Genomic DNA, 25,902 nt, shown 5'->3' with positions numbered 1-25,902 from the left:
TTAAAGGAATCCAATCATGTCCCTGTTGCAATGCCAGCACGTCTCAAAGCAGTATCAGGAAGGCCCGCAGGCAGTCAATGTGCTGGAAGACATCAGTTTCAGCCTGAATAAAGCAGAACAACTGGCCATCGTAGGCAGTTCAGGGTCGGGCAAGAGTACCCTGCTGCATTTGCTAGGTGCACTGGACAAGCCCAGCAGCGGCAAAGTGTGGTTCGAGGGCCAGGATATTTTTGCCTTTGGCGCCCAGCAGCAAGCCCGGTTCAGAAACCAGAGCCTGGGGTTTGTCTACCAGTTTCACCATCTGTTGCCGGAATTCTCCGCCCTGGAAAACGTCGCCATGCCGCTTTTGATTGGCCAGACGGACAGACACCAAGCCAGGCAACGTGCCGAAGAGATGCTTAAAAAAGTGGGCCTGGCCAGTCGCATGAGCCACAAGCCGGCGCAACTGTCCGGCGGTGAGCGGCAGCGTGTGGCCATTGCCCGGGCGCTGGTAAACCAGCCCAAGCTGGTGCTGGCCGATGAACCCACGGGCAACCTCGATAATAAGACTGCCGAAGCTGTCTACGAAGTACTGGGCGAGCTGACCCGCGATCTTAACACCAGTTTTGTGGTGGTGACCCATGATCTGCATCTGGCCGAACGACTGGATCGTACCCTGACCCTGCACAACGGCAGGCTGGAGCAGGTATGAAGTGGTACGGGTCACAGCCGCTGGCAGTTCAGCTGGCCTGGCGGTTTCGCCGCAGTAAGGGCCAAAGCGGATTTGTATCCTTTATTTCCGCTTCCTCCACCGTCGGTATCGCCCTAGGCTGCTTTGTGATGATTCTGCTGCTGTCGGTCATGAACGGCTTTGAAAGGGAGCTTAAAGACCGTCTGCTGGCCGTTCTGCCCCATGGGGAACTGATTGCCGTATCCAATCAGGGGATGCAGGACTGGCAACAACAGATCGCCCGGCTCAGCAAAGATGAGCGGATTGCCTATCTGGCGCCTATCACCAAAATGACCGCCATGGTGCAGACGGCAGGCAGGATGAAAGCGGTGGAAGTGACCGGCGTTTCCACCGATTACCTGTCCCAGTCGCGACTGGCCAGATTGACCACCGACACCCAGTGGCGGGGATTTGCCAGCCAACCAAACGCCATTTTGCTGGGCAAAGGGGTGCTGGACAAACTCGACGTGAAGGTGGGCGAGAAAGTGCAACTGCTCATGCCGCAGCAGGGTGATGAGCAGCACTTCAGCGCACCCGAGTCCGTCTGGTTCGAGGTAGCGGGGCAGGTCAGTATAGGCGGCGAACTGGATAACCATCTGGCCCTGGTGCATCTGCAAAAGGCATCGGAGATCCTTGGCGTGCAAAGTGGTGCCCAGGGGCTGGAATTCGGCTTCGCCGATCCGTATCAGGCTCCTTATCTGATGCGGGAATTTGGCTTCGCTTTTGAACAGCATGTGTATATCTCTGACTGGACCCGCACCCATGGCCATCTGTATCAGGATATACAACTGGTAAGGATGGTGGTGTACCTGGCGCTGACCCTGCTGATTGCGGTGGCCTGTTTCAATATCGTCTCGACCCTGGTAATGGCGGTCAATGAAAAGCGCCGGGAGATTGCCATGCTCAAGACCCTGGGTGCCAGGGACGGGCTGATCATCCGGGTATTTATGCTGCAGGGGCTGTTCAACGGCCTGATAGGTACGGCTATCGGCGTCTCATTGGGGGCGTTGGCAGCCCTGGAGCTGTCCACCCTGGCGGTCTGGCTAGAGGCCGTGACCGGCAGCCGGCTGTTATCGGGTGATATCTACTTTATCGATTTCCTGCCCTCCCAACTGGAGCCCACCGAGGTGGCGGTGGTGGCGCTGATTGCTATGGGCCTGAGTACCCTGGCGACCCTCTATCCGGCCGTCAAGGCAGCCAGAATTGAACCGGCTAAAGTGCTGGGTCATTGATTCGACGGGATTTTGTCAGTTCTGCGTCAAAAATAATGGACTGAATCATGCATAGGTTGGTGTTGTCCAATTATCAACCAAGAGTGTCGGATCGTGAGCCAAATCGCCATTGGAGCCCGGGCCATGGAATATCGCAATCACAGAATAGCCAAGTTTTGTATGCTGGTTACAGCCATAGCCTGCTACCTTATCCAGGGCGTTGTGTTTAACTTGTTGTTTCCCTGGGTAATTTCTCCGCTAATTGTCGCCTGGCTGTGGCTCAACTACCTTAGCTCCCATGGTTTCCCCGGCGCGAGAAGCGCCTTGGCCGGTTTCATCCTGCTCAGTTGCCTGAGCCTTTTGCTCTATCATATTGCCTATCTATTCAATGCAGGTGTAAACCAATCCATGTTATTCCAGGGGGCGCAGGTTTTTGTGGTGGCCCCCCTGTACGCCTTTGCTTTCGGACTGGCGGGTGCATTGACCGGTTATATTGTCAGCCGGTTACGGGGATGGTAGGGCACAAAAAGCTGTAAAATTCAGTGACAGTCCTTCAGGGCCTTTAACACCTTCGAATGGAACTCCCGCTGATACATGACCAGCATGGTGACCACGGAGGCCAGCATGAACAGCCGGGGGTCGATAAACCAGGACAGGGTGGCGAGGGAGAAGTAAATGGCCCGTAAACCATAGTTGAAGGAGTGTCCGGCCTGATCCACCACCTTAGCGGCCCGATTGGCAAACAACTCCACTTCCTCCTCGCTCATCCTGTTGCCCGTTGGGGCCGCACCGACCAGTACCGCCCCAAACCCATACTGGCGCAGTGCCCAGGTAAACTGGAAAAAGGCGAAAATAAACATGCCCATCAGCAACAGCAGCTTTATCTGGATCTGGGCATTGGTTTGCGCTGCGGAGATGGCCAGCTCGTCGATCATCAGGTGCAGTTTTTCCACTGAAGCCAGCGCCGTAAGCAGACCGGCCAGGATCAGCAGGGAACTGGAGGCAAAAAAGGCGATGTTGCGCTCCAGTGCGGCAATAATGGCAATATCGGCCATGCGATTCTCGCGTACCAGCATCTCTTTCATCCAGCGGGTGCGTTTGCCACGCAGCTCACTGGCCAGGCAAATGGTCTGTCGGGCCCGTCGCTTGGCAAACAGGGTATAACCGATCCAGAGGGTCAGAAACCAGCAGAGGGCTAGGATATCGACTGGAGACATACTTTTTACCACAGGAATTTGTTAGACTTCGCGCCCCTCAGACTACCTGCTTCTGCCCGTAAAAGAAATGACTGCCCCTGATCTGCAATCCTCTGCGCGCTTAATCCTGGCTCCCATGGAAGGCGTGGTGGATCATTTGATGAGAGACATGCTGACCCGCATCGGCGGTTTCGATCTGTGTGTCACCGAGTTTGTGCGAATTGTCGATCAGTTATTGCCGGCTAAGGTCTACCACCGGATGTGTCCTGAGCTTCACCAGGGCGGCCTGACCCCGGCCGGGACGCCCGTCAGGGTACAGTTGCTGGGCCAGGATCCTGACTGGCTGGCTGAAAATGCCCGTCAGGCAGTCGAACTGGGTTCCCATGGCGTCGATCTTAATTTTGGTTGCCCGGCTAAGACGGTCAACAAGAGCAAGGGTGGGGCGGTCTTGCTGAAGGAAACTGACAGTCTGTACCGTATCGTCAGTGCAGTGCGCGCGGCAGTGCCCGCCCAGCAGCCGGTCACGGCCAAAATGCGCCTTGGCTTTGAGGACAAGTCCCTGGCCATCGCCAATGCCCAGGCGCTGGAAGCGGCTGGCGCCAGTCAAATCGCCATTCACGCCCGTACCAAGGTGGAAGGATATAATCCGCCCGCCTACTGGGACTGGATAGCCCGGATCCGCGGCGTGGTGCAAATACCTTTGGTTGCCAATGGTGAGATCTGGTCGTTAGCCGACGCCCAGCGATGCCGCCTGGAATCCCGCTGCCAGGATTTGATGCTTGGACGGGGCGCTCTGGCCCTGCCCAACCTGGCCCGGGTCATCAAACAGCAAGCCGAGCCGATGAGTTGGGAGCAAGTCAGGGCCCTGCTGAGCCGCTACTCCGGCTATGAAATTTATGGCGACAAGGGAAAATACTATCCTAACCGGGTCAAGCAATGGCTGGGTTACCTGAAGCGCCAGTACCCCCAGGCCATTGAGCTGTTTGCGCGCATCCATACCCTGCAAAGGGCCGAAGACATCCTGGTCCAACTCGCTGCATGAGACTGGTCGAAGCAACGGGTCGTCTGTCGCAGTCTTATTGATCACAACCGGCAATTCTGCTTAATTGAGCTTTCCCATAACGATAAGGGCAGGTTGCCAGAGACTGTTTATCTCTCAACAGAGAGGTATATGAAAGCTAAGCAGCCTCTAGTACCACCCAGATAACTTTCCAGGGATAACATGAAACAAAACTCAACTCACCGCCTGCTGGTGCTGGCAGCTGTGTCTGCAGGGCTGTTGTCGGCCTGCGGCCAGCAGGCCAAGCCCGAACAGTCCGCACTGGTGGAAATCGACAAAGATCCATATCCAAGTACCTATCAGCCCTTGCCGGCACAAGCTACCCTGATTACCAATGTCACTGTGCTGGATGGCAAGGGCGGGCGTCTTGACAAGGGCGCAGTGCTGTTTAAAGACGGCAAGATTGTCCAGGTGGGTCAGTCCATTGCGGCGCCTGAAGGGGCCACCGTCATCGATGGGGAAGGCAAGTGGGTCACCCCCGGCATCATCGATGTACACAGCCACCTGGGGGTTTATCCGACTCCGGAAACCAAATCCCATTCCGATGGTAACGAGATGACCAACCCGGTGACCGCGCAGGTCTGGGCCGAACACAGCATCTGGCCACAGGATCCCGGCTTTCGCCGTGCCCTGGCCGGTGGTGTGACCGCCCTGCAGATCCTGCCCGGATCGGCCAATCTGGTCGGGGGCAGGTCTGTGACGGTCAAGAACCTGCCGGATCGGACTATCCAGGATATGAAATTTCCCGGTGCGCCCTATGGCCTGAAGATGGCCTGCGGGGAAAATCCCAAGCGGGTTTACGGCGACAAAGGGGGCCCTGCTACCCGCATGGGTAATGTGGCCGGCTACCGCCAGGCCTGGGCCGATGCCCAGGATTACCAGGAAAAATGGGAAAAGTACCGTCGTGAACACAAGGAAGGAAAGAATCCAACCCCGCCGAAACGGGATCTCCGACTGGAGACGCTGGCCGGCGTGCTGGACGGGGAAATCCTGGTCCATATGCACTGTTACCGTGCCGATGATATGGGCACTATGCTGGACTTGATGAAGGAATTTGATTACCAGATTGCTTCTTTTCAGCATGCCGTGGAGTCTTACAAAATTGCCGACAGGCTGGCCGAGAACAATGTCTGTTCGGCCATGTGGGCCGACTGGTGGGGCTTTAAGATGGAAGCCTATGACGGCATTCGCGAGAACATCCCCATGGTGCACAAGGCCAATGCCTGCGCCATCGTCCATTCGGACAGTGACCTTGGTATTCAGCGTCTGAACCAGGAAGCCGCCAAGGCCCTGGGTGACGGTCAGCGCGCCGGCATCGACATTTCCAGGGCGGAGGCCTGGCAATGGCTGTCAGCCAATCCGGCCAAATCCCTGGGTATTTATGATCAGACAGGTTCCCTGGAACCGGGTAAGAATGCCGATCTGGTACTCTGGAGCAGCGATCCATTCTCCACCTATGCCCAGGCCGAACGCGTCTATATCGATGGCGGTCTGGCGTTTGACCGTCAGGACCCGGCCAGTTGGCCTGTACAGGACTTTGAGTTGGGTCAGCCAGGTGAAGGAGACGTAAAATGAACAAGACTGCAATCGCCGTATTGACCGGCCTTTTAGCCCTGTCAGCCCAGGCTGAGAACCTGGCTGTGGTGGGAGGCTATGTGCATACCCTGTCTGAACAGGGCAGCCTTGAAAATGCCACCGTTCTGATAAAAGAGGGTCGCATTCAGTCTGTGGGCCAGAACCTGCCGGTGCCCTCCGGCTATCGGGTGATCGATGCCAGCGGCAAAATTGTCACACCCGGTCTGATTGGCGCTTATACCTCGCTGGGTCTGGTGGAAGTGGGCTCCTCTGCCGGGACGGTGGACGCCAGCTATAAGCCCCGTGATTATTCCCCTGCCGGTGCAGCCCTGGATGTGTCCTACGCCATTAATCCCGATTCGACCCTGCTGCCGGTCAGCCGTATCGAGGGCTTTACCCTGGCGGCGACCGGAATGGCTAACACCCAGACCCTGTTTAAGGGCCGCGGGGCCGTCATCAGCCTCGGGGACGGGGACAAGCTGATCAAGCCCGGTGCCTTTATGACGGTGTCGGTGGACAACCATGGCGCCGATGATATGGGCGGCAGCCGCGCCGCCTTATGGCCGGAGCTGGAAAATGCCGTCCAGGAAGCCAGATCACGCAAAGGTAAACCCTTGTCGGCCGCCGAGGAGTGGCACGGCAGCCTGAGTAAGGCGGATGTCAACGCGCTGCTGGCAGTGGTCAGCGGTGATATGCCCCTGATCATGGATGCCCGCCGCCTCGCCGATATTCGTCAGGTCCTGGCCTTCAAGGCCCGCTATCCGGATATCCGGGTGGTGCTGCTTAAGGCCACAGAAGGCTGGCGTATCGCCGCAGAAATCGCCGAGGCGGGTATTCCGGTGATTCTGGACCCGGAGCCGAACCTGCCCTACAGCTTCGATCAGCTCGGTGCGACCCTGGCCAATGCAGGCAGGCTCAGTGAGGCAGGGGTGGCCGTCTCTATCGGGGTGGAGACCCACAACCTGCGTCTGGCCACCCAGCACGCAGGCAATGCGGTAGCCAACGGCCTGCCCTGGCAGGACGGTCTGGCTGCACTGACCATCAACAATGCCAGGCTGTTTGGCATTGACAAAGAGTACGGCAGCCTGGAGGCGGGAAAAGTGGCCGATCTGGTGGTCTGGTCCGGGGACCCGCTGGAGGTGATGGTGGCGCCTGAGCATGTAGTGATCCAGGGGGAGGAGATTGTGCTGGAATCACGCCAGACCAAGCTGCGGGATCGCTATCTGGAACTGGACCAGGATAAGCCAATGAGCTACGTCCGTCCCTGATTCGTATCAGCGACATTCAGGGCGCCATCCGGCGCCCTTTTTATTTTTTCTTGCCATAGTAAGACTTACACAGATCCGACCCTCATTTTTCACTGTTTTCAATCAGGCTAAAAGTGTTAACCTTTGCCCTGATTTTGCTGATGGACCTGTCTATCTCTCTGAAAAGATGGATTTTTCCACATCAGAAGGTATCCGGGGACTGAATGGATGCCTTGCCAGACCCAGTTTAAGGAGTTTTTTTTATTTGGCCGTTCCAACGAATCTGAACCATGTATTGCTGATTGCCCGGGATGATGCACAGCGCCAGTCCATTGCTGCGTTGCTGCAATCCAGGGCCCCAGTCACCCTGTGCCAGGCGGGCAGCAGTGCCGATGCACTGGCCCTGTTGAAAGAGCAGTCCTTTGACTTACTGATATCAGAAGTGGAAGTGGAGCCGTTGGACGGGTGGCGGTTGTCGCGCATGCTCAGGGCCGGCCTGTTCCGTTCTGCAGCCGATACGCCTTTTATTCTGCTGACCGCCACCCACTGTGAGCGTATAGCCGAAACCACGGCCAGGGCCTATGGTATCGATGAGGTGCTGCCCATTGAACAATTCGAGCGACTGCCCGAACTGGCAGGCAGGGTGGTATCCAACGGTCCCTGGGAGAAGAAGCTGTCTGTGCTGGTGGTAGAGGATACGCCGGACACGGCAGAGCTGATTAGTCGGGTCTTACAGCCCAAATACCGGGTGCAGATCGCCGCAGACGGCGCCCAGGGGGTTGAGATGTTTGCCCGCGGCGACTATGCCGTGGTGTTGCTTGATGTGATGTTGCCCGGCCTGTCCGGACAGCAGGTACTGGCAGAGATTCTTAAGCTTCGTCCCAGTCAGACAGTCGTAGTGATGACGGCACATGGCGGCCTGGAGATTGCTGAGTCGATGATGGGGCAGGGGGCGGTGGATTTTATCAGCAAGCCGTTTCGGGTCGAGCAGTTGCGTCATGTGATGGAAGTGGCTATCCAGCGCGAAGACTTCATGGTCAGTAACGCTCAGTTTGCCGATAAGGTCCGCGCCCTCAATAGTCGTAACGCCCAGTATCAGGCCTTGTCCGATACCCACCAGAGGGTCTTGTCCCACCTGTCCACCGTTATCATGGAACTGGACAATGAAGGAAAGATCCGGTTTCTTAATCCCGCCTGGGAGGTGCTGACCGGTTATGCCAGGGATACCAGCATGGGAGAGCCCTTCCTGTCCTTTGTCGATAACAGCTTCGCCAGGGAAGCAGGACAGGTTGAGGAGATGCTGCGCTCCCTGTACCGGGGAGAAACCAGCTACCAGAGCTGCGAGTTCAAGCTGCGTCACGCCAGATTCAACAGCCGCTGGGTGGGTGCCAAGTTCAATACCCTGCTGGACGCGTCCGGGAAGCAGACTGTTACCCTGACCCTGGACAACATTGATGAACGCAAACAGGCCGAACAGCAACTGCAGCACCTTGCCCTGCATGACACTCTTACCGATCTGTACAACCGGCATTTCTTCGATCAGCAACTGAACCTGCTGACTGAATCAGCGCGGCGGCACCAGGACAGTCATGCGTTGCTGTATATAGATCTGGATCATTTCAAGGTCATTAACGATACCCACGGCCATCAGCAGGGGGATGCGGTACTTAAGGAGGTGGCCAGGCGCCTGACCCAGTGCAAGCGGAGCAGTGATATTCTGTGCCGAATTGGAGGGGACGAGTTTGCCCTGTTATTGCTGCATACCAGTCGTCAGGATGCCAGGATAATGGCCGAAAACATCTGTGACGCCATGTGCCAGGGACATTATCATTTCGAGGACCGCATTTATGTGGTCAGTTGTTCTGTCGGCATTGCGGAGATTGACGGTAAACTGTCGGCCCAGACTTATCTGCAGCAGGCGGATATCGCCTTGTACGTGGCCAAAAGACGGGGGCGCAACCTGGCCCACTTGTACGATGAACAGGATCAGGACAGCAGTGATTTTAAAGCGTCCATTCGTTGGGTTCAGACACTCAATGAGGCCATAGTCAATGACCGGATGCTGTTGCATTTTCAGCCCGTCGTGCGATGCCAGAGCCGCGAGGTGGTCTATTTCGAAGCCCTGGTCAGGCTGTTGATTGAAGATAAGCTGGTTTATCCGGGAGACTTTATTCCCGCCCTTGAACGGGCGGAGGATATTAACCTGCTCGACCACCAGGTGATTTCCAAAGCCATCTGCATGATGAGCCGCTACCCCCTGCTGCAGAAAGTGGCTATCAATCTGTCCGCTCAGGCCTTTGATGACGCCCGTCTTTTGCCGCTGGTGGAGGAAAAGCTCAAACAGTACGGCGTGGCGCCCAATCGCATCATTTTTGAGCTGACCGAGTCAGCCAGCCTGAGCAACCTGGATGCGTCCAGGCAGATGATGCAGCAGTTGAAACAACTTGGCTGTGAATTTTCCATTGATGATTTTGGCACCGGTTTCAGTACCTTCAGCTATTTGAAGCGGATCCCGGCCGACTCCATCAAGATCGACGGTTCCTTCGTCCGTGAAATGCACCTTAACCCCATTGATCATGCGCTGGTCAAGTCCATCTGTGAGGTGGCGAAGGTGCTGGGCAAACGCTCGGTGGCAGAATTTGTCGAAGATGAGAAAACCCTGATAGAGTTACAGGCTCTTGGTGTGGACTACGCGCAGGGTTATTATATCTGCTGGCCCATGGACATTGAGGCGTTGCAGGCACATTACGGTTCCTGAGTACGCCTGCCCGACGTTCACGCCTGCCTGACACTAGAATAATTAAAAGGTCAGTTATGTCTGGAGCCGCTCAAATCAGGGAAGAGCAAGAAGAAACGGATGTTTTCACTTATGCCGACCTGATCGTCGAATACCTGAGTCAGTTGGGAGTGGACTGCGTGTTCGGCGTGCCTGGTGGCGCCATCGAACCTCTGTTCAATGCCCTGGCACGCAGTGAAAGGCGGGGCGGGCCACGTATAGTGGTGGCCAGGCACGAAGCCGGTGCGGCCTTTATGGCAGACGGCTATGCCAGGGAGAACGGCAAGATAGGTGTCTGCTGTGCGACCACGGGACCGGGTGCCACCAACCTGATTACCGGTGTGTCCGGGGCTTATGCCGACAATACACCCATGCTGGTGATCACCGCCCAGACACCGCTGCCCAAGTTTGGCCGCAGGGCCCTGCAGGATTCATCCTGTGCGGCTATCGATACGGTGGGCATGTTTCGCTACTGCACCCGTTATAATTCGCTGGTCAGCCATCAGGAGCAGATGGAACACAAACTGATTTCGGCCATCATGGCCACCCGCAGGATCCCGGCCGGTCCGGTACATATCAGTATTCCTTCGGATGTATTGCGCGCCACCGTAAGTCAGCGACCACAGATCAGGGTCGAGAGCCTGATGCACAAGTTTACCCTCTCCGATAAGGAAGCGCTGGTCGGTCTTATCAGGGAACTGGCCAAGGCCGAACGGGTGGCGCTGTTCCTGGGAGATGGCTGTGCTGAGGCGTCTGAGCAGATTATGGCGTTCGCCGAGCTGATCAATGCCCCCTTTGTAACCGGGCCCATGGGTAAACGCTGGGTGGACGAAACCCATCGTCTGTATCGGGGGGTATATGGATTCGGCGGTCATCAAAGTGCCAAGGAACTGCTTGAGGACAGGGACGGAAAGCTCGATCTGGTGCTGGCCGTCGGGGCGGCGCTGGGGGAGCTTGGCACCAGCGGCTGGGCCGTGGAGTTGATGAACCACAAACTGATCCATATAGATTATACCCCTGAGCATTTTACCCGCTCCCCCATGGCCAAACTGCATGTATGCGGTTATCTGCCGTCGGTTTTTCAGCGCCTGATAGACGAGGTCAAGGAGGGGAAATTCAAATGGGGCAAGCACTGGCAGGTATTCGCGCAGCCCCTGCCAAGGAATATCAACGGCTGCCGGGTGGCTCTGAACGATCCCACGGGCGGCAGGGAAGAAGCGGTTATCCTCAAGCCGCAACGGGTCTTTACCCACCTGAGCAGAGTCCTGCCGCCGGGTAGCCGGTTCTTTGTCGATGCGGGCAATGCCTGGGCCTGGTCCATACACTATTACCAGCGGCCGGAAAGCGATGGAAAATACCATATTGCCATGGGGTTGGGCGCTATGGCGTGGTCCATCGGCGCGGTTATCGGCTCGGCCCTGGCTGACAAGGAACGCCATCCCCATGTGTGTGTGACAGGAGACGGCAGCTACCTGATGAGCGCTCAGGAGATTACCGTGGCCCTGCAACAGAAATTACCCATTGTATTTCTGGTACTCAATGACGGGGTGCTGGGCATGGTGATGCACGGTCAGCGTTTGGGTGGTGCAGAGCCCAGCGGATTTGAACTGGGAAATGTCAACTTTGCGGCCATGGCCAGGGCCATGGGCGTGGAGGGGATAGTGGTGGACAATCCAGATAAGCTGGAGGAGCTCGATTTTGAGGGCTTTTTCCTCAAGGACGGACCGACCCTAATTGATCTGCGCATCGACCCCGACGAAGTACCGCCCATGATGGACAGAGTTAAAGGCCTGGCCAAAGGGACCTCGGCTACACCGGGAGGATGATCATGAGTGGAAAATATTGTTACAAGACCCGTATCTGGCAAGAACAGGCGGACGAGCGCGACCCCTTTGTTGCAGCTCGCCAGTCAGTCTATGGCTATGATGTGAATACACAACTTCTACCCGGTGCTGGTTTGACCGAATACCTGTATTTGTTGTTCAGTGGACGCCGACCGGATCGGAACGAATGCCAACTCCTGGATAAGTTAGCCGTCTTTCTGGCCCATCCGGGTCTTCGTGAGCCTTCCGTGTTGGCGGCGATGAATGCCGGCGCAGGTGGTTCGACTCAGGCGGCTGCGTTAATTGCTGCCATTTCGGTAGGGGCAGGGCAGCTCGGTGGCGCACAGGAAATTCGCTGGCTAATGGACGCGGCCGCCCGTTGCAATAAGAGCCTGCAGGATTGGCTGGAAACACTGAAAGCTCCGAATCGACACAGGACCCGGGAAGATATCTGGCCGGCGTTTGATTATCCGCCCGGCTTCGATCCCAACCGCCGGGTGGCGTCACTGCCCTTGCTCCAGGCGTTGGACTACCTGGAGAACTTATCACCTGGCGGGCAACTTAGCTGGTTGAAACAGCACAGGGTGGCGATGGAGACGGTGTTGGAACGGCCCGTATCCACTGCTTTTGTTGCCGCTTCGGCTTACTTAGATCTTGGTCTGGCTGCCGAACAGGCGAGTATGCTGCACTTGTATCTCCGACTCCCTGGGGCTGCTGCCCAATCGATGGAGCAGGGACACCAGGGTTGGCGACAATTTCCTTTCTACCAGGACGCCGTTACCCTGTCCGACGACCCGGGTGATAAAGGATTTCCGGAAAATGGAGGTTGGCGGGATGAGTGACAGTCCACTTGAGCAATACGCAGACAAATTTGATACAGCCATGGGATTGGCATTTTTGGGCAAGAGAGCAGTATTTCGTGGCCAGGATCTGCATCATGATCTGAAGGATCTGCAGTGGCTGGAGTTGTTCCTGTTAGGTGTGACGGGACGACGGTTTGATAACAAACAAATGAGATTGCTGAACTTTATCTGGGTCAGCACCAGTTATCCTGATCCGCGCATCTGGTGCAACAGGGTAGCTTCGCTGGCCGGCTCGGCCCGCTCCAGTGCCGTGCTGGCACTTTGTGGCGCTAACAGCCTGACCGAAGCAGACATCTATGGGGTGAAACCGGCCATGGGCGGTATCGATTTCCTGCTCCGTGCCAGGCAGCAGTTACTGCAGGGGAAAGAGCTGGCTGACATCATCGATCATGAGGTGGATCAGAATCGTATTATCTACGGCTATGGACGCCCCCTGATAGGGGTGGATGAACGAATCCCCCACGTTTTGGCGTTTGCCCGTGAGCTGGACCTGGCCGACGGACCATATCTGCAGCTAGCCCTGGAGGTGGAGAAGCATTTCATCCGCAACAAGCAGTTTGGCATGAATATCATTGCCATCTATGCGGGCCTGGCAGCAGACTTGGGCTTCGATGCTCGGCAGTTTGGGCTTTATTGCACCCTTTTGTTTTCTGCTGGCATGTTGCCCTGCTACCTGGATACCCTGCAACGGCCGCCAGGCACTTTTCTGCCGGTTCGTTGTGAAGAGATAGACTATCAGGGACCCCCGCCAAGAGAATGGTAGGGCCTATACGGGTATGAGGTTCAAAATCGGTGTTCCAGGCTGGCAAACCAGGCTCTGCCGGCTTGCGGAATATCCCCTGGAATATCTATGCCCGGCGAGGTGAGAGAAGGGCCCTCGCTGGTTTCGCGGATATTATCACTGAGCAGATTATCCGCCCGCAGAGTCAGCCTGGTCTGCTCCGTCACCTGATAGTGCAGGGTTAGCGCCACATCTACATAACCCTCCAGATCTTTCCGGTAATCCAGGTAACCGCGCTTTCGCTCCCCTACAAAGTTGACCGATGAATAGAGTGTCCAGTGGTCGGCAAACTTCCAATTAAGCCTGGCGAAGGCCTGCACACTCGGGGCCCCGGCGAGAGGGGAGTCAGTGGCGCTGTCTTCGGTATGTTGCCAGCTAAGATTGATGACGGCGTCCAGATTTTCCGACCACCGCAGCCGGCTCTCCAGCTCAGCACCAAGGCCCGAGACTTCGGAGAAATTCTGTGCTGTGGCGGTGTTGGCCTTATCATCCGGGACGAAGCTGATCAAATCACTGGCCTCAAAAAGATAGAGATTGAGGTACAAGTCGACCATTGCGCTTTGCTGATAGTTGAAGGCCAACTCGAGTGTATCGATCACTTCCGGAGCAAGGGCAGGGTTGCCCAACGCTACAGGATTATTGATAACCTCTGTCTCGGCAAAAGCCGGTGCCCGGAACGCCCGCCCGTACAGGAATTTGGTGGTCAGTTTCAAAGTGGTTGCCCAGACCAGTGCCAGTCTGGGGTTAAATGTATCGCCAAAATCAGAATAATGATCATAACGCAGGCCGGCGGTCAGAGCCCAGTCAGGACTGAGTCGGTATTCGTCCTGAACGAATGCAAAAGCATTTTCCCGCCTGGCAGTGGGGAGGAATGCTTCGTCGGTGCCTGATACGTCGACTATGGCTCCTTTGGGGCTGAAGTCGGCATTAAAGTTTTTACTTTCAAATACGGAATACACTTCTTCCACCCGATATCCGAGTCCCCATAAGATCTGATGTCCGTTCAGCCTGGCATAGTCACCGCTAAGCTTCAGGCCGCTGGTACGCTCCTGCCAGGCGGGGTTACCGATCAGGCCTTCCGGATAAGCGCCAAAGAAGGTGCCCGGCGGGAGCAGGATCAGGTTCTGCTCGATATTCTGTGAGGAGCGATAATGACTGACACTGAGATCTACCTTGTGATGTTCGGTTTCCAGCAGATCCTGCAGGCGAACTTGAAACAAGGAGCGTTCACCACCGAGCCGGCCTTCCGGATCCAGAGCAAATGCTATGCCCTGCCCGGTACCTACATCATCCCTGTCCTGATAACTCCATTTTACTTCCAGATCCCGGTAGCTTGCAGAAAGGCGCACATCCATTCCCTCATAACCCGTGCTGACCGGACCAGGTGCCAATGATGCAGGCGGTGCCAGACCGAGCAGATCCAGATTGGTCTGCGCATCGTGGTGGATGAATTCACCATGCCCTGCAGTGGTCAGGTATTCGAGTGACAGGCCCACGGAAAGCTCACCCAGGCTTGCTTTGGTATTCAGCCAGGCATCGCGGCTGTTGAAACTGCCTGCGCCTGCCCCGGCGCGGGTTCTGTCAATGTCAGCCGAGGTCTTGGTAATGATATTAACCACTCCGGCAAAGGCATCGGCTCCGTAGATTGCCGAGCCAGGTCCCCGCAATACTTCAATCCGCTGGATGGATTGCACCGGGAAATGGCCCCAGACGGTGTGCCTGTCTCCCCTCACCAGTGAGGAGATGGGGACACCGTCGATCAATACCAGGGTCTGGGCATTGAAGGTGCTGGCAATGCCACGGATGATGAACTTGGGAGCCATCAGTTGGGACGAGTGAGCCACATGGACGCCGGGAACCGCCTGTAGCAATTCAGCCAACGAGCGGGCTCCACTGGCGGCTATTTCTGCCGCAGTAATGACAGAGGCAACAGCCGGAGCTTTATTAAGGGGCTTCTGCGTACCTGTGGCGATACTGACAAACTCCACATCGCCATAAAAGTCCATCATGTCGGTCCCATCCTGCTGGAACTGTTCCGAGGCCGACAGTGGCAGACATAAGGATACCATCAGCAGGGATAACCCTGCCTGCATTGGGCCAAGGGACGTAAACTTCAGCATAGACATGGATCAGGGAACCTCAGTGGTTTCAATGCTACCATTCCAGTTTATGTGCTGTTCTTGGGCTGACAAGCAAAAAAACGGAAAAAGTTAAAATAATCAATCGCTTCACTTTCAGTTTCTGGCTGAAATATAGTCTGCGGAGGATACCGGCAGCTCCAGTGTGAAGGTGGCTCCCCGGCCGGGTTGGCTTTGCACGCTCAGCGTGCCGCCCATCAGCAGGGTAAACTGCCGGGAAATGGCCAGCCCTAACCCTGTGCCGGAAAACTGTCGGTTCTCGCCGCTGTCCAGTTGCCGGAACTGGTCAAAGATACTGTCCTGCTTGTCTTTTTCGATACCGATCCCGGTGTCCTGCACCTTGAAAGTCAGCTTGCCGGGCTGATACTCGGTGCTGAGTCGGATCAGTCCGTCACGGGTAAACTTACAGGCATTGCTTAGCAGGTTGATCAGAACCTGGAAAAGCTTTTCAGCATCCACCCTTATCAGTCTGTCTGTTGCGGGAGTGACTATATCGAGCCGGTTGTTGCCCGAGGGCAACAGCGGCAAGACCGTCTCCTCTATGTCCCTGAGCAGGTCATACAGATGGATACTGCTCAGCCTGACCTCCATCCTGCCGGCCTCTATCTTGGCCAGATCCAATACGCAGTTGATCATGCCCAGTAATCTCTCCGCATTGCGGTTTACCCTGTCCAGATCCTCCTGCAGATGTGGCAGACCGGCTAGTTGGGTTTGTTCCCTGACCAGGTCTACATAGCCGATGATCGACTGGATGGGGGTACGCAGCTCGTGGGTCATATTGGCCAGGAATTCAGATTTGTGCCGGTTTGAACTGAGGGCTGCGTCCCTGGCTTGGGTCAGTTCACGGGTACGGATCCTTACTTTGGCCTCCAGTTCCTCATTGTGGTGCCGAAGGCGCTCATCCTGCTCATCCAGAGTCGTCATCATAGCGTTATAGGACTCCGCCATGCGACGAATTTCCTTGGCTCCTTCCACTTCAGCCTGCAGGTGTTCACCACTTTGATGGGACTGGCCCATGACCCGTGAAAGGGCCTGCAGCGGCAACAGCAGACGGCCAATCACGCCGCTGATGACCAGGTACATTACCAGAATGGCCAGGCAGCCCGTGACAGCGATACTGGTGAAAATCCTGCTGTTGAGCTGATTCAGATACTCCTGACTGAAAACCAGCAGGGCATAACCCAGCGTCTGCTGGTCCTGAGTGGTCAGTTGCAGGGGATTGTCCACCCCATCTTCGTCAATACTGACCTTGTGTACCAGGTACCAGAGATCGCCGTTGGTATCCATGCTGATGTCACTGGCCGATCCTGACCAGTTTCGCTCAGTAAAATATCCCATGTCGGCCGGGTTCCCCCGCCATGTCAACAGTCTTTGATCCTGGGTAAGCAGGCCTGCAGCCACCACATCGGGAAATTCCAGGACCTGCTGCAATGCGGTATCGGCGTTCTCAGGACTCTCCGTCAGCAGGGCCAGAACCGATTGTTCGGCCAGAGCCTTGACCATCTGGCTCGCATTACGGGTCATCATTGAACGGGTTTGGCTGCTGGTTTGCCAACTGGTCAGCAGGCTGGAAATAATCACCAGCAGGACCACGCCGGCGATGATATAGGTGAGCAACTGTCGTCGGAAGGATTGTTGGTTGAGCGAAAATAAAAAGGGCAGCGGCATTATCCCTCCTAATCCGGAAAGGTCAGGCTGAAGTTTTTTTGCTGCTGAGTGTTGTACTCAAAGCCCAGATGCGCAGCAGTACGCAGATTGACAGCCAGCTTCAGTTCCTTCAGGGGCCTGACTTCGGGGTCAGCCTTTTTGTGCAACAGGCCCTGCACCATCAGCGTGAGGGAACGGCCCAACTCCTGGTGGTTGGGAAAGGTGGAAAACAAGGCGCCGCGCTTGGCATGGACAGGCTTGCTGGAGAACAGCACCAGGTCATTGTCCCAGCTGTACTGCAGCAGCCTGGGCAGGATCACCTGTTCGTTGGCCGTCACCGGATCGAGGGGCAGCCACAGGGCGTCTTCTGCGCTGTCCAGCTGTGGAAGCAGCGATTCATAGCGACTGACCGCCTCCTTCAGGTCCGCAACCTGTGCGCGAATCAGCGTCAGTCCCTGTTTTTCCGTTTGCTGTTCAGCCAGGTCCATTAACCACTCGTTGCCTGGCGTGTAGACCACTGCCACCCGCTTGATGGATGGCGCCAGGCGGCGCAGAGACTGAAAGAGCACCCCAGGATCGGCAAGCAGGCTGATGCCGGGTAAACCGTTGGGACTGAGGGGCAGTGCCCCTATGACAAGCGGCAGGGAGGTGGGCAGGGCAAGGGAAATTTCATAACCCCGCTTGCCAAGGGCAATGACCATGTCGGGTGCGCTGGCATTCAGGTTCCGCAAAAGACGGTCCTGATCGTCGCTTTCGCGGATTTTTTGCAGTACCAGAGATTCAGGATGTTGCTGGCGGATACCATCGATAATCTGTTCAAAAACCTCTGCATAGGGGGCGGGCACGTCCGGATAGAGAACCAGCAGGGTTTCGGCCGCCGAGACCGTTCGCGAGCCAAGCAGCAGCCAGATAAACAGGTTGAGTGAAAGCAGAGTTGACTTCAAGTCGGCCAGAACATCCAGATTCGGTTAGCGCGAAGTGTAACGAATTCCCATCAATATCAAAAGGATTGCAGTTGCGGCTGTCGCCGCCACCCCTGGCTCAGGCGCGGGTATCTATCTGGGTGCCCACCCGCTGATTCGGATCCGGCTCCGCGCGCTGATTTTCAAGTTCCGCCTGGCGCTGTTGTTGATCGGCCTGGCGGATTTCCTGTCGGGACGACGGCTGCGCCGGTTGTTGCAGGGTTTGTACATTGGCCCCTGCGGCTGACCCTATTTCCATCCTGATACCCTCTGTCATGGAGCTACCTGGAACTATTGTAGACCAGAACTAGGGCAATATAACCGGCTCGAGCTGTCTGCGCATGAAATCGGCGATCTTGCCCTGGGCCGCCAAATTTGGATGGATCCTGTCCTGTTGCATCAATTGAGGATCCAGAGCCACTTCTTCGAGCAGAAAGGGCACCAGCGGCACCTGATACTGTTCGGCCAGCTCTGTGTAGGCCTGGGTAAACATCTGTGTATAACGTTTGCCATAGTTGGTAGGGATCTGCATTTGTTGCAGCAGCACCTGCACGTCTGATGCGCGGGCCAGTTCAATCATGCGGGCGATATTGTCCCTGAGCTTGTCAATAGGATAGCCACGCAATCCATCATTACCCCCCAGCTCAATCAACAGATGTGTGGGCTGATGCTGTTCCAACAGTCTCGGCAGCCTGGCCAGTCCACCGTCGGTGGTTTCGCCGCTGATAGCCCCGTTGATTACCTGGATGCCCTGATCCTGCCACGCATTTTGTAACAAACTCACCCAGCCCTGCTCTTGCTTCAGGCCATAGGCAGCACTTAGGCTGTCGCCAAGCACCAGTAATTTGACCTGCTGCGCCTTCAGTTGATCTGAAAAGCACAACAGGGGTATTAGGAATAGGATAACCTTGAGAGCTGATAACACGATGAATCTTACCCCGACTATGATAAAGACACAGGCCATCACCAAAATTGTGACAACCAGCGAAGGTGAATTGCAGATCCTTCAGCCCATCAGCTTCGATGTCAAGGCCGCTGAGTCGGTTGCCATCGTCGGTGCGTCCGGTTCGGGGAAATCCACCCTGCTCGGCCTGCTCGCCGGACTGGATGAAGTCAGCTCAGGGGAGATTTATGTGGACGGGCAGCCCCTTCACAAGTTGGATGAAGAGCAGCGGGCCAGACTGCGCGGCGAAAAGGTCGGTTTTATCTTTCAGAGTTTTATGTTGGTACAGAGTCTGACTGCGCTGGAAAACATTATGCTGCCGGCTGAAATCAACGGACTCAAGGATGCCCGGAAAAGAGCGCTGGAAGCGTTGGAACAAGTCGGACTGGGTCACAGGGGCAACCATTATCCCAATCAGCTCAGTGGCGGGGAACAGCAACGGGTAGCTATCGCCCGCGCCTTTATTACCCGGCCTAAAATCCTGTTCGCCGATGAACCCACGGGCAATCTGGATGCCGCCAATGGCGAAAAAATTGAGAACCTTCTGTTCAGGTTCAACCGGGAACTGGGCACTACCCTGATTCTCGTCACCCATGATTCGGAACTGGCCAGCCGCTGTCAGCGTCAGTTGCAGATGCATGCGGGCAGCCTGACCGAGACCTCACAACCCACCGAGCAACCGGAGGCCAAGCGCCATGTGGGCTGACAGTGCATCGCTGCGCCTGTCATGGCGCCTGTTTCGTCACGAGGCCCGTCGCGGGGAACTGACCGTTATCCTGCTGGCCATCGTCTTGTCAGTGGCGGCGGTGTTGTCCCTGTCCTTGTTCAGCGAGCGGCTGCAGACGGCGTTGACCGACAAGACGGCTGAGTTTCTGGCTGCCGACCGGTTGCTGGGCTCTGATCAACCCGTCCCTGAACAGTGGCTGGAGCAGGCAAAGGCCCTTGGATTGGATGTGGCCAAACGGGTGCAACTGCGCTCCATGGTCTTTGCCGGTGAACAGATGATGCTGGCCGATGTGCGCGCCGTAGACGGTCATTATCCGCTAAAGGGCAAAGTCAAAGTGGCCGAGGTTCCCTTCGGCCCGGCCAGGGAAACAGACGCCCTGCCAGGCCTGGGAGAGGTTTGGATGGAGTCCAGACTGTTCCAGGTCCTGGGCGCAAGTCTCGGCGGGCAGCTGGAAGTGGGTGATGCCAGCTTTACCATCAGTGGCATCATCAGTGAATTGCCTGACGGCGGGTTCAGTGTCTTTGGCGGCGATCCAAAGGTGTTACTGAATCTGCAGGATTTGGACAAGACCCATGTGACAGGCCCTGGCAGCCGGACCGATTATGACATTCTGTTCGCCGGCCCTGACGGTGTTCTGGAGGATTACCATCAGTGGCTGGAACCACGACTGGACAGGGAACTGCACTACTGGCGTTCGGTGAAGGATGACGATTCCCCGCTGGGACGTTCGGTGCAGCGGGCCGAGCAGTATTTCCTGCTGGCCAGTTTGCTGGCCATTGTGCTGGCGTCCGTCTCCATCGCCGTCGCCGCCCAGCGCTACAGCCACCGTCACTATGATCCTGTGGCCATCATGAAGACACTGGGGGCTCCGGCGTCTCTGGTGCGGCGTATATATCTGTTACAGATTCTGTTTATCACAGGGCTGGGTATTCTGGTGGGTGCACTGGTCGGCTATGGGGTTCAGCAGGTCATTGCCAGCCTCATTGCCGAGCGTGTCCCGGTGGCCCTGGATGCCTGGCACTGGCGGCCCTTTCTGATAGCGGTGTTTACCGGTCTGGTCTGCGCCCTGTTGTTTTCCCTTTACCCCCTGATGAAGCTGTTTTCGGTGCCGCCCCTGCGGGTGCTCAGGCGTGATCTGGGGGCAGGCATCAGCTCCAGGATTATTCAGTTTCTGGCCGCCGGCGTGGCAATTTTCCTGCTGATGTGGGCTTACAGCGGCAATCTGAAGATCAGTGCCATTTTGCTGGGTACCGGGCTGGTGCTGGTGTTGGCGCTGTTGCTGGTGACTTTCGGGCTGATAGCCCTGGGCAGGCGACTGGGGCAGGGCAGAATGGGTGCCTGGCAACTGGCCTGGGCCAGGATCCAGCGCCGGGCCATGGACAACTCGGTACAGCTGATCAGCTTTGCCATCACTATCATGCTGCTGTTGGTGGTGCTGGTAATGCGCAATGACATGGTCCAGCAATGGCGTGATCAACTGCCCCAGGGGACGCCCAATTACTTTATGATCAATATCACCGAGCAGCAGTTGCCGGAGCTTGAGCGCCATTTCGGACAGGCTGGCGTGCAGATGGACACTTTTTATCCGGTCATCCGTGGACGTTTTGCCGCCATCAACGAGGAAACCATCCGCACCGATGTGAGCAAAGAGGAAGACAGCAACAACAGGGGGCGGCAGGGTCTGGGTCGTGAGGCCAACCTGACCTGGAGCGACCGTCTGCAAACCGAGAACCGGGTGGTGGCAGGTAGCTGGCATGGGGACAGCCAGGGAGAGATCCCCAGGGTATCCGTAGAAACCGAGGTGGCGCAGAGGCTGGATATCAAACTGGGCGATCTGCTGACCTTTAATGTCGGCAGTGAAGTGGTGCAAGCCGAGGTCACCAGTTTGCGGGAAGTGAACTGGCAAACCATGCAGCCGAATTTTTTCTTTGTCCTGGAACCGGCAGCCATGCAAGGTTTCTCACCCACCTATATCACCAGTTTCCATCTGCCCGGCCAGGACAAGGCCAAACTCGCCGGCCTGATGGCGCCTTTTCCTACTGTCACCCTGTTTGATGTGGATGCAAGGATTAATCAACTGCGTTCGGTTATCGAACAGGTGTCCCTGGCGGTGGAGTTTATTCTGGTGCTGGTGCTGTGCGCCGGATCCCTGGTGCTGGTGGCGCAGGTGCAGTCCAGTATGGATGAACGCCTTCAGGAACTGGCCATCTTGCGGACGCTTGGAGCCAGGGGGTGGCTGATCCGCGCCAGTGTGATCTTCGAGTTTCTGATTATTGGCCTGGTCGCCGGTGCCATGGCAGCGCTGGCTAATGAACTGGCCCTGTATCTGCTGCAGACAAGGGTCTTCGACATGCAGGCCAGGCTCCATTGGGACTTCTGGTTGCTGGCGCCCCTGGTGGGTGCGCTGGTGGTGGGCTTGCTGGGCGCCCTGAGCTGCTGGCGGTTGCTGTCTTTCAATACCAGTCAGTTGCTCAGAAGGATGCTGTAGAAATACCCCAGGGTCCGGTTTACTCGTCCAACAGGTTCTGCAGCGCCTTGTCCAGGTGCTGGTACTGAAAATGAAAGCCGGCTTCTTCAAGACGCTTGGGAATGACCCGCTGGCCGTGAAGGAGCAAGTCTGACATCTCGCCCAGCAGCGGCTTGAGCACGAACGCCGGCACCCGGAACAGGCAGGGTCTGTGCAGGACCCTGGCCAGTGTCTTGCTGAACTCTTCATTGCTGACCGGATTGGGCGAGGTAAAGTTGTAGGGACCCTGACAATCTGGTTCCTCAAGTAAGAAGCAGATACCGGCCATCATGTCACTGATATGGATCCAGGACATATATTGCTGACCATTGCCCATGGGGCCGCCCAGGCCGAACTTAAAGGCCGGCAGCATCTTGATCAGGGCACCGCCTTTGCGGCTGAGCACCAGTCCGGTTCGAAGCAGGCAGACACGGGTTTTCTCCGATTGGGCCTGCAGGGCGATCTGCTCCCATCTGGCACAAAGGCGGTGGCTGAATTCATCGTAGCAATCCTGATGGTATTCGCTGACCTGGGTGTCCCCCTGGCGGCCATAGTAGCCTACCGCCGAGCCACTGAGGAAGACCTTCGGTGGCGTCTCTCCGGCCTGGCACAAATCCACCAACTGCTGGGTCAGTTGCCAGCGGCTCTGGCAGATTTTTTCTTTTTGAGTATCGCTCCAGCGCTTGTCGGCAATGGGTTCGCCGGCCAGATTGATGACCGCATCGAAGGCGTCCAGATTATTCAGGCCCTTGAGGCTCGAGATCCATTTTGCCCGCCTGCCAAGGGACATTTCCGCCTCGGCCAGATTACGGGTCAGCACCGTTACTTCGTACTTGTCGGGAAAACGGGCCAGCAGTCTCGAACCAATCAGACCGGTGCCGCCGGTCATCAGGATTTGTTTACTTTCGATGATAGACTCCTGCCAATCAGGCTTTAGTACAAGATAAGCACAGCGACACGGAATCGGCAAAACGCAGTGCATTGGGCTTGTCCACCTCTACTTCGGCGAAGCTCACCCACTCGTGCTCAGCAGCAATCTGCAGGATATCGGCAGTCAGCTTTTCCAGCAATGAGAAGCGGTTGTTTTCCACCAACTCGATGATACGCTTGGTGATAGTACGGTAATTGAGTGCATCTTCCATCTGATCCGAGTGGGTGGCAGGACTGGCCTGGTATTGGATCCTGACGTTGATCAGCACGTCCTGCTTGTTCTCGATTTCCTCCTGCTTAATGCCTACGTATGTGCGCAGGCGCAGGTTCTTGATCCTGATAGTGGCAGGGTTGAGATTCATTGACCAAACTTCCTCATTCGTCAGGCTAACTGCCTGATTAGAATTAAACAATTAACTGATTTTGCCACAAGCCGGACGATGTGACCTGAGAATATGGATATTAAAGCTTCTTCAACCTCCAGGGTATTACTGACCCTTGCCTCGCTGGTTGTCATTCTGGCAGGGGCAAAAGCCGCCAGCAGCATTCTGGTTCCCTTTCTGCTGTCACTGTTCATTGCTCTGGCCTGTAATCCTTTGGTTAACTGGGCCAGGCGATACCATATGCCAAGATGGCTTGCCATAGTGGTAGTGATACTGCTTTTTCTGGTTTTTGGATTCATGCTGGCCAGACTGCTTGGGAATTCCCTGACTCAATTTATCGAAAACCTGCCTGAGTACAAGGCGAAGCTGGGGGAGGAGATGGGCTGGCTTGTGCGGCAATTGGCGGTGTTTAATATCAACTTGGACAGTGAACGTATCGCAGCCTACATGGATTCAGACGAGGCCATGAATGCTCTGACCAGGCTGCTGACCGGGATAGGATCAATGATGACCAGTTTCCTGCTGGTCCTGCTTATTCTGTTCTTCATGCTGGTGGAGGCCGCCACTTTTCCCCGTAAACTCCGTTTAGCTATGTCGAATCCGGAGATGAAAGCCCGTCAGATTGCCAAGTTCCTGGCCTCTCTGAAGAAATACCTTGTTATCAAAGGAGCAGTCAGCATAGTGACGGGGTTTCTGGCCGGATTGTTGTGTTACTTGCTCGGTGTCGATCATTTTCTGCTATGGGCGGTAATGGCCTTCTTGCTCAATTTCATTCCCAATATAGGCTCAATCATTGCCGCGGGACCGCCAGTGCTGATGAGCCTGGTGGAAATGGGCGGGGTATCGGCTGCCATAGTGGCGGCTGGCTACCTGGCCATCAATACCTTGATGGGCAATTTGCTCGAGCCCAGACTTATGGGCCGGGGGCTGGGTCTCTCCCCCCTGATGGTGTTTCTGTCCCTGATCTTCTGGGGATGGCTACTGGGTCCGGCAGGCATGCTCCTGGCCGTGCCGTTGACTATGGTGGTCAAACTGGCCCTGGAGACCAGCCGCGAGGGAGGTTGGTTTGCCCTGCTTCTGATTGATGAGAAGGCCCTTAAACGGAATGAGCAAAGCTCAGACTGATTAGGGCTCCGCCAAACTCAGAATCGCGGATCTGCAATCGACCCTGATAGGCCGACACCAGATCAGAGACCACGGCCATACCTATACCCTGCCCACTGGTATAGGTATCCAGGCGGATTCCCCGGGCGAGCAGGGCCTCTCTCTGCGCAGGGGGGATGCCCGGCCCATCGTCTTCAATGTTGACTTGTGATTTGTTGGGCTGCTGAATCAACCGGATGCGCACTCTTCTCCTTGCGGCCTTGCAGGCGTTGTCCAGTAAATTGCCAAACAATTCCATCAGGTCGGTTTCGTCAGCGCTCAGGCTCAGGTTGTCAGGATCCTCCAGCTCTATCTGCAGTTGTTTGTCTGCATAGACCTTGTGCATGGCGCGGATCAGTTTATCCAGTATGGGCGCCAACGGCATGGCTTGTTGCCACCCGCTTCCAGATCCCGCCACGGCCCTTTTCAATTGGCGTGCGATGATGCTTTCTATTTGTCCCAAGGGTTCCCGGGCAGCATCGTCCAGTTTCAACTGGCCCTTGAGAACCGCCAGGGGAGTCTTCAGGTTATGGGCCAGATCACCCAGGCTGTTGTGATACCGTTTGCGTTGCTGTTGCTCTGAGTCCAGCAGGTGGTTAAGGCTGGCTTTGAGTCGTTCCAGTTCAGGGGGAAACTTACCCGTCACGCGGTCCTGGCGGTCAGATTCCACTTCGCCGATCTGCTTTACCAAAAGGCCGATGGGATTAAGAGCGGCGCTGAGACTGAATGACAGGACAGCAATGAGCACCAGCGCCACCAATAGCAGCCATTGCCAAAGCGTATTGCGAAAAGCGGATAATTCGCTGTCAAACAACCGGCCTTCCTGGAGGATATGAAAGGTGACGGGAAACATGAAGCCGATGTCTTCAAACTCGGCCGTGTAACTGAACTGGAAATAGGTGCGCCCGTTGATCTGTTTGGACAGAAACAACTCTTCGCCTACTGAAGGCCGCTGCAAGTCTGGAAGCTTCTGCCAGTGCAGGGTCGAGGCCGACTGCCACAGGGGCAACATATGCATGGAAACAATGGCGTAGGTGCCAGAGTCCGGAATATTCAGGTTTTCGTTGAATAGTTGCTCGGGCATCTGGATTTCGCCGCCCACCACTTCAAATTCTGAAATCAGTCCCAGATTCTGAATGCGCAATTGGTCCTGCATCGACTGGCTCAGGCTGTTGGTAAAGGCTTGTTCCAGAGTCAGGGCGGTCAGGGGAAGGAACACCACCAGCACCAACAGGGCGGCGACGAAGCTGCGCCGTTTCAGGGTCCATTTCTGCATAAGGGC

The 25,902-nt window shown here is 56.2% G+C and carries 22 protein-coding genes; 13 read left to right on the top strand and 9 right to left on the bottom strand.

Translation table 11 applies throughout. The features are described from left to right. Positions 1-13 precede the first annotated feature (13 nt). From lolD to J0A66_RS05230, 3 genes are all read left to right on the top strand, one after another. Complete coding sequence (gene lolD / locus J0A66_RS05240; RefSeq protein WP_206572848.1) at positions 14-691, top strand: lipoprotein-releasing ABC transporter ATP-binding protein LolD; 678 nt, start codon at positions 14-16, stop codon at positions 689-691. Continuing rightward, a complete protein-coding gene (gene lolE, locus J0A66_RS05235; protein ID WP_206572726.1) occupies positions 688-1,941 on the top strand; it encodes a lipoprotein-releasing ABC transporter permease subunit LolE in 1,254 nt (417 codons plus the stop codon). Before lolD ends, lolE begins: the two co-directional genes overlap by 4 nt. Positions 1,942-2,034: 93 nt before the next feature. Continuing rightward, on the top strand, positions 2,035-2,439 hold the full coding sequence (locus J0A66_RS05230; protein WP_206572725.1) for a hypothetical protein: 405 nt from the start codon (positions 2,035-2,037) through the stop codon (positions 2,437-2,439). Between the two features lie 20 nt (positions 2,440-2,459). Here J0A66_RS05230 and J0A66_RS05225 read toward each other — a convergent pair whose 3' ends face one another. Then, entirely contained in the window at positions 2,460-3,137 is a 678-nt protein-coding gene (locus tag J0A66_RS05225) for a DUF599 domain-containing protein (RefSeq protein WP_206572724.1), read from the bottom strand. Between the two features lie 67 nt (positions 3,138-3,204). Here J0A66_RS05225 and J0A66_RS05220 point away from each other — a divergent pair, with 67 nt between their 5' ends. From J0A66_RS05220 to J0A66_RS05190, 7 genes are all read left to right on the top strand, one after another. Further along, positions 3,205-4,158 (top strand): tRNA-dihydrouridine synthase, encoded by a 954-nt coding sequence (locus J0A66_RS05220; RefSeq protein ID WP_206572723.1) that lies wholly within the window; start codon positions 3,205-3,207, stop codon positions 4,156-4,158. Between the two features lie 180 nt (positions 4,159-4,338). Then, positions 4,339-5,751: an amidohydrolase gene (locus J0A66_RS05215; protein WP_206572722.1), complete on the top strand. Its 1,413-nt coding sequence runs from the start codon at positions 4,339-4,341 to the stop codon at positions 5,749-5,751. Further along, complete coding sequence (locus J0A66_RS05210; RefSeq protein WP_206572721.1) at positions 5,748-7,019, top strand: amidohydrolase family protein; 1,272 nt, start codon at positions 5,748-5,750, stop codon at positions 7,017-7,019. Before J0A66_RS05215 ends, J0A66_RS05210 begins: the two co-directional genes overlap by 4 nt. A 244-nt stretch (positions 7,020-7,263) precedes the next feature. After that, on the top strand, positions 7,264-9,756 hold the full coding sequence (locus J0A66_RS05205; RefSeq protein ID WP_206572720.1) for a two-component system response regulator: 2,493 nt from the start codon (positions 7,264-7,266) through the stop codon (positions 9,754-9,756). Positions 9,757-9,812: 56 nt separating this feature from the next. Then, positions 9,813-11,600, top strand: coding sequence for a thiamine pyrophosphate-binding protein (locus J0A66_RS05200; protein WP_206572719.1), 1,788 nt, complete (start codon positions 9,813-9,815; stop codon positions 11,598-11,600). A gap of 2 nt (positions 11,601-11,602) precedes the next feature. Further along, complete coding sequence (locus J0A66_RS05195) at positions 11,603-12,439, top strand: citrate synthase family protein (RefSeq protein ID WP_206572718.1); 837 nt, start codon at positions 11,603-11,605, stop codon at positions 12,437-12,439. Then, on the top strand, positions 12,432-13,223 hold the full coding sequence (locus tag J0A66_RS05190; protein WP_206572717.1) for a citrate synthase family protein: 792 nt from the start codon (positions 12,432-12,434) through the stop codon (positions 13,221-13,223). The genes J0A66_RS05195 and J0A66_RS05190 overlap by 8 nt, the downstream gene beginning before the upstream one ends. A 20-nt stretch (positions 13,224-13,243) precedes the next feature. Here J0A66_RS05190 and J0A66_RS05185 read toward each other — a convergent pair whose 3' ends face one another. The 5 genes from J0A66_RS05185 to J0A66_RS05165 form a co-directional block, all read right to left on the bottom strand. Then, positions 13,244-15,367 carry a TonB-dependent receptor plug domain-containing protein gene (locus J0A66_RS05185; protein WP_206572716.1) on the bottom strand — a complete coding sequence of 708 codons (2,124 nt, stop codon included), beginning with the start codon at positions 15,365-15,367 and terminating at the stop codon, positions 13,244-13,246. Between the two features lie 108 nt (positions 15,368-15,475). After that, positions 15,476-17,047, bottom strand: coding sequence for a HAMP domain-containing sensor histidine kinase (locus tag J0A66_RS05180; RefSeq protein ID WP_206572715.1), 1,572 nt, complete (start codon positions 17,045-17,047; stop codon positions 15,476-15,478). A gap of 8 nt (positions 17,048-17,055) precedes the next feature. Beyond that, positions 17,056-17,970 carry an ABC transporter substrate-binding protein gene (locus tag J0A66_RS05175; RefSeq protein WP_206572714.1) on the bottom strand — a complete coding sequence of 305 codons (915 nt, stop codon included), beginning with the start codon at positions 17,968-17,970 and terminating at the stop codon, positions 17,056-17,058. Positions 17,971-18,067: 97 nt separating this feature from the next. Beyond that, on the bottom strand, positions 18,068-18,265 hold the full coding sequence (locus J0A66_RS05170) for a hypothetical protein (RefSeq protein ID WP_206572713.1): 198 nt from the start codon (positions 18,263-18,265) through the stop codon (positions 18,068-18,070). A 30-nt stretch (positions 18,266-18,295) separates the two neighbouring features. Beyond that, positions 18,296-18,952 carry an arylesterase gene (locus tag J0A66_RS05165; RefSeq protein ID WP_206572712.1) on the bottom strand — a complete coding sequence of 219 codons (657 nt, stop codon included), beginning with the start codon at positions 18,950-18,952 and terminating at the stop codon, positions 18,296-18,298. On the opposite strand from J0A66_RS05165, the gene J0A66_RS05160 reads away from it, so the two are divergent. Further along, positions 18,933-19,637, top strand: a complete 705-nt coding sequence (locus tag J0A66_RS05160) for an ABC transporter ATP-binding protein (RefSeq protein ID WP_206572711.1) — start codon at positions 18,933-18,935, stop codon at positions 19,635-19,637. The two genes, J0A66_RS05165 and J0A66_RS05160, sit on opposite strands and share 20 nt — an antisense overlap. Next, positions 19,627-22,146, top strand: coding sequence for an ABC transporter permease (locus tag J0A66_RS05155; protein ID WP_206572710.1), 2,520 nt, complete (start codon positions 19,627-19,629; stop codon positions 22,144-22,146). The genes J0A66_RS05160 and J0A66_RS05155 overlap by 11 nt, the downstream gene beginning before the upstream one ends. Before the next feature lie 19 nt (positions 22,147-22,165). Here J0A66_RS05155 and J0A66_RS05150 read toward each other — a convergent pair whose 3' ends face one another. Next, positions 22,166-23,053, bottom strand: coding sequence for a TIGR01777 family oxidoreductase (locus J0A66_RS05150; protein ID WP_241264021.1), 888 nt, complete (start codon positions 23,051-23,053; stop codon positions 22,166-22,168). Positions 23,054-23,090: 37 nt separating this feature from the next. Then, positions 23,091-23,456: a dihydroneopterin triphosphate 2'-epimerase gene (folX, locus tag J0A66_RS05145; protein ID WP_206572708.1), complete on the bottom strand. Its 366-nt coding sequence runs from the start codon at positions 23,454-23,456 to the stop codon at positions 23,091-23,093. 93 nt (positions 23,457-23,549) lie between these two features. Here folX and J0A66_RS05140 point away from each other — a divergent pair, with 93 nt between their 5' ends. Further along, on the top strand, positions 23,550-24,602 hold the full coding sequence (locus tag J0A66_RS05140; RefSeq protein ID WP_206572707.1) for an AI-2E family transporter: 1,053 nt from the start codon (positions 23,550-23,552) through the stop codon (positions 24,600-24,602). Here the strand turns inward: J0A66_RS05140 and J0A66_RS05135 are convergent. Further along, a complete protein-coding gene (locus J0A66_RS05135) occupies positions 24,574-25,896 on the bottom strand; it encodes an ATP-binding protein (RefSeq protein WP_206572706.1) in 1,323 nt (440 codons plus the stop codon). The two genes, J0A66_RS05140 and J0A66_RS05135, sit on opposite strands and share 29 nt — an antisense overlap. Positions 25,897-25,902: the final 6 nt, after the last annotated feature.

The sequence above is a fragment of the Bowmanella dokdonensis genome (assembly GCF_017254865.1).
In the GTDB taxonomy this organism is placed as follows: Bacteria; Pseudomonadota; Gammaproteobacteria; order Enterobacterales; family Alteromonadaceae; genus Bowmanella; species Bowmanella dokdonensis.
This window is presented reverse-complemented; position numbering and strand designations above follow the sequence as displayed.